Source organism: Clostridium thermobutyricum DSM 4928, assembly GCF_002050515.1.
In the GTDB taxonomy this organism is placed as follows: domain Bacteria; phylum Bacillota; class Clostridia; order Clostridiales; family Clostridiaceae; genus Clostridium; species Clostridium thermobutyricum.
Window position 1 is genome coordinate 1 of sequence record NZ_LTAY01000110.1, and the last position, 1337, is coordinate 1337.

Annotated in this window: 3 protein-coding genes; 2 read left to right on the forward strand and 1 reads right to left on the reverse strand. The window is 24.2% G+C overall.

Annotated elements, in window-relative coordinates:
* Both CLTHE_RS16830 and CLTHE_RS15795 read left to right on the forward strand, forming a co-directional pair.
* A partial coding sequence (locus CLTHE_RS16830; RefSeq protein WP_207651216.1) for a hypothetical protein occupies positions 1-481 on the forward strand: 481 nt, incomplete at its 5' end.
* Between the two features lie 84 nt (positions 482-565).
* Positions 566-967 carry a single-stranded DNA-binding protein gene (locus CLTHE_RS15795; RefSeq protein WP_002599656.1) on the forward strand — a complete coding sequence of 134 codons (402 nt, stop codon included), beginning with the start codon at positions 566-568 and terminating at the stop codon, positions 965-967.
* 63 nt (positions 968-1030) lie between these two features.
* Here the strand turns inward: CLTHE_RS15795 and CLTHE_RS16835 are convergent.
* Positions 1031-1337, reverse strand: a 307-nt coding sequence (locus CLTHE_RS16835) for a hypothetical protein (protein WP_158082755.1), incomplete at its 5' end; no start/stop codon positions are given.

Genomic DNA, 1337 nt, shown 5'->3' on the forward strand with positions numbered 1-1337 from the left:
TTTAATAACTTTATATAAAAGAGAGAATTTAGTTGATAATTGCATAACTCTTTTATTCTATAATGTTGATATACAGTCTTTAGTAAATGAATTAAAAAAGATTTCTATAATTGATAATTATAAAATAGAATATGAAAGAAATTTAAAACTATTAGAGTTAAAATTTAAGAATGAAATAGATCTTAATGAATTCAATAAAATATTGAAAATTTTAGACACTATATATATAGTTGAAATCTATCAATGTAAAATGACTTTTGAATTATTACATAAAATTAAAGATAAAACAATTACAACTAGTGAAATTTTAATAGAAATTAATTTATCTCAATCAGAAATTTCGAAGAGTACTGGTATTCCTAGAAATAAACTAAATGATTTTATAAAAGGGCGTAGAAAAGTTAATATAGATATTATAAATTCAATTTATTCTCAGTACCCTTTAATTCCAGCATGGGATATTTTCAACTGTCCAAAATAGTTCTGTAAATTTTTGATATATGGATTTATGTGTTATAAAATGTATATATAGGAAATAACAAATGATAAAAGGACGTGTTAATTGATGAATAAAGTTATTTTAGTTGGTAGACTTACAAGAGACCCTGAATTAAGATTTGCTGCTGGAAGTGGTAATGCTGTTGCTAGATTTTCATTAGCTGTTACAAGACAATTTAAGAGGGATGAAGCTGATTTTATTAACTGTGTTTCATTCGGAAAACAAGCTGAAACTATAGCACAATACCTTACAAAAGGAAGACAAATATCATTAGTAGGAAGTTTAAGGACTGGCTCATATGATGCACAGGATGGCTCTAAGAGATATACTACTGATGTAGTAGTTGAAAATTTTGAATTTATCGGCGGAAAAGGAAATACCAATACTAACGGACAAAATAATAGCCAAATCTCTAGTGGGTTTGATGATGATTTAACTCCTGTAGATGATGGAGATATGCCGTTTTAATTATGCTAAAAATATTATATAGATAAAGTTTAAATCCATATCTTTTAGATATGGATTTTTAAATTAATTTAAATGCTCTAAAACTGATTTTAACCAATTAATAAATATCTTTATATTAAATTTTCCAATCTTATCATCACATTTTAAACTATTTAATCCTGAAATTAAATCTTCTATATATTCTTTATCTCCTTCAAAGTAATCTTTAACATTGCTAAATGAATATCTACTAAAAATTGCTTCCGCTAACTTACGTTTTTCTAAATTATTGCTTTCTTCAAGCATTATAATAATTTTATTAATATCAAAATATTTTAAGAATCCTTTATAATTGAAAAAATAATCATTTTTATCTGAAATATATCTTGCA

Excerpts from the sequence above, each read along its gene's own strand:
- CLTHE_RS15795 (WP_002599656.1), top strand. The coding sequence starts at position 566 with ATGAATAAAGTTATTTTAGTTGGTAGACTTACAAGAGACCCTGAATTA.